The following is a 5918-nucleotide window of genomic DNA, read 5'->3' as shown; positions in this document are numbered from 1 at the left end:
AAGCCGTAAGATGTTTAGAAGATAGCCCCCTTTTCAATGCCGGAAAAGGCAGTGTTTTCACCAATGCCGGAACTCATGAAATGGATGCTGCAATCATGTATGGTAAAAACCTGCAAGCCGGAGCAGTGACCTTGATTACCGGAATTAAAAACCCTGTTTCCCTGGCAAGGGATGTTATGGAAAAAAGTGATCATGTTTTTCTAGCGGGAGAAGGTGCAATGCGTTTTGCGAAAATCAATGGGCACATACTTGAAAACCCGGAATATTTTTATGACGAAGTGCGCTACCAGCAATGGCAGGGCATTAAGGACAGTGATAAATTTCAGTTGGACCACAGTATGAATCAGGAGGGAAAATTTGGCACAGTAGGCGCCGTGGCCTGTGACCAACACGGCAACATTGCCGCAGCAACTTCCACCGGGGGAATGACCAATAAAAAATGGGGGCGTGTGGGCGACAGCCCAATGGTAGGTGCCGGAAACTATGCCAATAACAACACCTGTGCCGTGAGTTGCACAGGAAGTGGGGAGTTTTTCATAAGAGGCGTGGTGGCTTATGATGTTTCCTGCCTGATGGAATACAAAGGGCTTTCCTTACAACAAGCCACTGAGGAAGTCATTATGAACCGCATATTAAAAATAGGCGGCGATGGCGGACTCATAGCCGTAGATGCAAAAGGCAATGTGGCGATGCCTTTTAATACAGAGGGGATGTACAGGGCGTATAAAACTTCTGCAGGTGAGGAAATCGTTGCTATTTATAAGTAAATGGTTTGAGGTGCTGTTTATAATATCTTCGAAATCATACCAATTCCTAAAATTTCTTTTCCATAAGCTTTAGACTTATGCTTATATTAGTGTCTTTTATTTAATAAAATTAGTAAATGAAAAGACTAAAATTAATTGTAATCTGCATAGGTGTGCTTAAGGGATGCTCAAAAAGTGCTGAAAGGCAGATTGTTGATAAAATGACGGTAATCAATAGCTCCACTGATTTTGATTTTTTTAAACAGGTGTTGAATGAAAATGAGATCTTGATCTTGGGCGAAGCTAGCCATGGAGATGGAAAAACCTTCGAAATTAAATCGGATATGGTTAAATATTTAATTGAAAATTTTGGGTACAATACTATAGCGTTTGAAGCAAGGGATTTTTTGGAAATGGAAATAATTAACGGAAGAATAGAAATAGATTCATTGGCGGAATACTTAGACCATGATAATTGGGTAAGGCAGTGGAGTCCTTGGGGTCCTGCTCAACAAATTGAAATACTGGAGGAAGTAACGAAAAATAACAAAAGTCTAAAATACATTGGGTTAGAACCTTTTGCAAATAAAAATTTAAAGGAAGTTTTGTTTTATTTAAATAAGGAATTTACAAGAATCAATGCTGTGGTTTTTGACTCTCTATTATGGGATACTATTAAAAAAACGCATTTAAATTTGTTTTACGGAAAATCAAATTTAATTTCAAACGATGATTACAAACTTTATCTAGATTATTTAAATACAAATTATAGTTTTTTGAAGCAGATTGACGACACCCAAAAAAATGACCACATTTTATTTTTAATACAGTCTGTTGAAAACTTATTAACTTTTGTAAAAATAGTGCAAGTTCAATCATCAGGTTTATCAGAAGATGAGATTTTAAACAAAACTATTAATCTGAGGGATAAACAAATGGCTGAAAACTTAATATGGCATAAAAGAAGAAATCCAGATGCCAAAATAATTGTTTGGATGGCAAATTTTCACGGAGCAAGAGACTTAAAAGATATATTTTTTGCTAACGGAGAACCTGAGAGATATAAGAAATTTAATGTATTTGGAGAACATATCTCAAACACCTTTGGTGATAGAGTTTTCAGTATTGCTTTTACTTCATCTGAGGGTATATCAAAAATGCCTTATGACTTTGAAGGAATTGAAGAGAAAGTTATTTATACAAATGATAACACCTTAGAAAAGGTTTTAGGAAGTGTAAAGTCAGATTTTGGATTTATTAATTTTAGGGAAATAAGAAATATAAAACCATCTCTTGCCAATACTTATTTTAATAGTATAATGTTAGGTCATGTAAATCAAAAGGGAAAATGGCTTAATGCTTTTGATGGTGTATTTTTTATTAAAAAGCAAGAAGTAGCTATTCCAATAAAATAGATCCTAAAAATTAGAAAACGCCTGACTAAAAATATCTATATATAAAACTTGAGCAAGGCTTTTTCTACTACTCACACTGTGCCGAAGCTCAAAAGCTCTTGCTACGAAGTAGCTTCTACAACAAACTCTTCACCGCCGGTAAAACCTTTACTGTTCTGTGTTCAATATCATAGCGATCACCGGCTGAAAGCACGTGGGTAATCAGGTTTGTCATCGTCAATGGGGTACTGTCTTTCAGAATGGCGATGTTGTTATGGGTTAATTTTCCCGGGTCAAAAACAATGACCATTCCTGAGCCAATAACCTCTACGGTAGTGCCGTTTTTAATGATAAGCCCGGTATCCTCAGCCAGTCCTAAACCGATGCGTTCCGGAAAACGGGCAACGGCTTCAGACAAGCGTCCAAAACGGCCACGCTGGATAAAATGGGTGTCGATGATGAGTTCGGGGATGAGGTTTAGCCCTTGCTTCATTTTTGTGGCACCTTTGATGAAGGATTCTTTACTGCTTCCCCCGGCGATCATTTCTTTGGACATGCACATCGCCCCGGCGCTGGTTCCCGCCACTACAAAATCTTCATTGTGATAGCGGTGTATAAGGATTTTGTGAAATTCGGTATTTTTGATGTGTTTGGTAATTTTGGACTGATTGCCGCCGGAAAACATAATACAATCACAGTTTTTCAGCAATTCAAGGGTCGCTGCTTCGTCGGCCATTTCTTTGGAATCGATAAATAGCGGGGTGACATCTTTGCAGCCCAGTTTTTCAAATGCCTCAATATAGTTTGCCCCCACTTCTTTCGGAATTCCGGAAGCGGTGGTAATAACGAGTATTTTGGAGTTTTTTCCACCGGATTCATAAACAATTTTGGAGAGTATGCCTTCACTTATAAAATCCAGACTAAATCGGTCTTCTGTATGAAAACCTTTGTCTTCATTTCCTCCTATGGGGATAAGAGTTCCTTTGATCATAAAAATATATTTAATAGTTTGCAAAAATAGTTTATATTTAATCGGTTTCAAACAGAATTATATTGTTTACATCATTTTTCACCCCTTAAAATTAATAACCCTATATGAGAATAAGAGAAATAAATGCGATGCGCGGGCCCAATTACTGGTCAGTCAGGCGTCATAAGTTGATAGTTATGGTGCTTGACTTGGAAGAGATGGAAGAAAAACCCACCAATAAAGTTCCCGGTTTTAAGGAACGGCTTGAAAGTATGTTTCCCACGGTGTATGAGCATCGTTGTTCTGTGGGAACAGCCGGCGGATTTTTTCAGCGCGTTGATGAAGGTACCTGGATGGGGCACGTCATTGAGCATATCGCATTGGAAATTCAAACTCTTGCGGGCATGGATGTGGGCTTCGGAAGAACACGTGGTTATGGTGAAGAAGGCGTTTACAATGTGGTGTTTGCTTATATGGAAGAAAAAGTGGGTCGCTTTGCGGCGAAAGCTTCTGTGAGGATATGTGAAGCATTGATTTCAGGGGAAGACTATAATCTGGAAGCCGATATTCAAGAAATGCGCGAAATCAGAGAAGCGGAACGTCTGGGTCCCAGCACCGGTTCAATTGTGGAAGAAGCCGCCGCTCGCGGAATTCCGTGGATTCGTTTAAATAAATACTCCTTATGCCAGCTCGGCTATGGCGCCAATCAAAAGAAAATACAAGCCACAGTAACCAGCCAGACCAGTAGTATAGGTGTTGAACTCGCCTGTGATAAGGAGGATACCAAATTCCTTTTGGAACAGTCTGAAGTACAAGTTCCCAAAGGCGAAATCATTCGCACGGAGGCCGGTTTGCGGGATGCTGTTGATTATGTGGGCTATCCTTTGGTTACCAAACCCATTGACGGCAATCACGGCAGAGGAATCACGGTGGATATTAAAACGTGGGAAGAAGCCCTGGAAGGTTTTCATGCCGCCAAGGAGGTCTCACGCTCTGTGATTGTGGAGCGCTTTATTACTGGTGAGGATTACCGCATTTTAGTTATTAACAACCGTTTAGTCGCTGCCGCGAAAAGAACCCCTGCACACGTTGTAGGCGACGGAACATCGACTTTGCAGCAGCTCATCGATAAAGTAAATAGCGACCCCAGACGTGGATATGGTCACGAAAAAGTACTCACCCAAATCACTGTCAATGATTTGACCAAAAGCATTATTGCTTCTTATGGATATACTTTGGAAACAATCCCCAAAGAAGGCGAACGTGTTATACTAAAAGATACAGCAAACCTAAGCACCGGCGGTACCTCAGAAGATGTTACTGATATGGTACATCCCGCCAATGTGTTTATGGCAGAGCGCATTTCAAAAATCATTGATTTGGATATTTGCGGGATTGATGTGATGACGACCGATATCAGCAAACCTCTGGAAGAAACCGGAGGTGCTGTACTGGAAGTCAATGCCGGACCCGGATTCAGAATGCATTTAGCGCCTTCTGAAGGGCTTCCACGCAATGTGGCAGCAGAAGTGGTGGATATGTTGTTTCCGCCGGGAAGTACAAGTAGAATACCTATTGTTGCAGTTACCGGAACAAATGGTAAAACCACAACAACCCGGTTGATTGCACACATTGCAAAAATGAAAGGTTATAAAGTGGGTTATACCACCAGCGATGGTGTTTATATTCAAAACAGAATGCTAATGAAAGGCGACTGTACCGGTCCTACCAGTGCAGAATTTGTGTTGAAAGATCCCACAGTCAATTTTGCTGTTTTGGAATGTGCCAGAGGCGGCCTGTTAAGAGCCGGGCTTGGTTTTCATAACTGTGATATCGGTATTGTGACCAATGTAGCTGCAGACCATTTGGGCCTTAAGGGAATTCATACCATTGAGCAACTCGCCAAAGTAAAAGGAGTCATTCCGGAAACCGTTGTCAAAGATGGTTATGCCATTTTAAATGCAGATGACGAACTGGTCTATGCGATGCGAAAAAATGTAGAATGTAATGTGGCCCTGTTTTCTATGGATGAAAACAATCCACATATCAAGTCTATGGCTCGGGTTGGTGGAATTTCAGCGGTTTATGAAAATGGTTATATTACGATTTGCCGAGGTGAATGGAAAATAAGAGTTATAAAAGCCGTAAATGTACCCTTAACTTTTGGTGGCAAAGCTTCCTTTATGATACAAAACGTATTGCCTGCGGTGCTTACGGCTTATATCAAGGGATTCAGTATTGAAGACATCAAGGTGTCACTGGAAACGTTTATTCCCTCACCGGGACAGACGCCCGGAAGATTGAATTTGTTCAATTTTGAAAACTTCCAGGTATTGCTTGACTATGCGCACAATCCTGCAGGTTTGAGAGCACTTCAGGACATGATTCAAAAAATGGATGTCACTGAAAGGATTGGAATCATCGCCGGGGTGGGTGACCGAAGAGAAGAAGATACCCAGGAGTTGGGCGCTGTCGCCGCTGAAATGTTTGACGAAATCATCATCAGACAAGACAAACACTTGAGAGGCAGAACCGAAACCGAAATCATTCAAATGCTGGATGAAGGCATTAAAAAGGCAGGACTTAACAAAAAGACAACTATCATACCTTCAGAAAAAGAAGCCATCACACATGCTATCAAAAATGCAAAGAAGGGGGCTTTGATTGTGATTTGCAGTGATGTGATACCTGAAGCATTGGATTTGGTGACTAAATTCAAGGAAGAAGAATCAAACAGATTGTTTAAATTTTCGATCGATGAGATACCGAATAGGCAGTAAAAACATTGAATATTTATCTGAATTTATA

At 40.4% G+C, this 5918-nt stretch carries 4 protein-coding genes; 3 read left to right on the top strand and 1 reads right to left on the bottom strand.

From position 1 onward, the window contains the following. Both AACY61_RS07510 and AACY61_RS07505 read left to right on the top strand, forming a co-directional pair. The coding region (locus AACY61_RS07510; protein WP_339610963.1) for an isoaspartyl peptidase/L-asparaginase at positions 1-767 on the top strand (767 nt) is incomplete at its 5' end. 116 nt (positions 768-883) lie between these two features. Beyond that, complete coding sequence (locus AACY61_RS07505; RefSeq protein ID WP_339610962.1) at positions 884-2161, top strand: erythromycin esterase family protein; 1278 nt, start codon at positions 884-886, stop codon at positions 2159-2161. 115 nt (positions 2162-2276) lie between these two features. Here AACY61_RS07505 and AACY61_RS07500 read toward each other — a convergent pair whose 3' ends face one another. Next, positions 2277-3131: a cyanophycinase gene (locus tag AACY61_RS07500; RefSeq protein ID WP_339610961.1), complete on the bottom strand. Its 855-nt coding sequence runs from the start codon at positions 3129-3131 to the stop codon at positions 2277-2279. Between the two features lie 104 nt (positions 3132-3235). On the opposite strand from AACY61_RS07500, the gene cphA reads away from it, so the two are divergent. After that, complete coding sequence (cphA, locus tag AACY61_RS07495) at positions 3236-5890, top strand: cyanophycin synthetase (protein ID WP_339610960.1); 2655 nt, start codon at positions 3236-3238, stop codon at positions 5888-5890. Positions 5891-5918 lie beyond the last annotated feature (28 nt).

This window comes from uncultured Planktosalinus sp. (assembly GCF_963973675.1).
Lineage (GTDB): Bacteria > Bacteroidota > Bacteroidia > Flavobacteriales > Flavobacteriaceae > Planktosalinus.
This window is presented reverse-complemented; position numbering and strand designations above follow the sequence as displayed.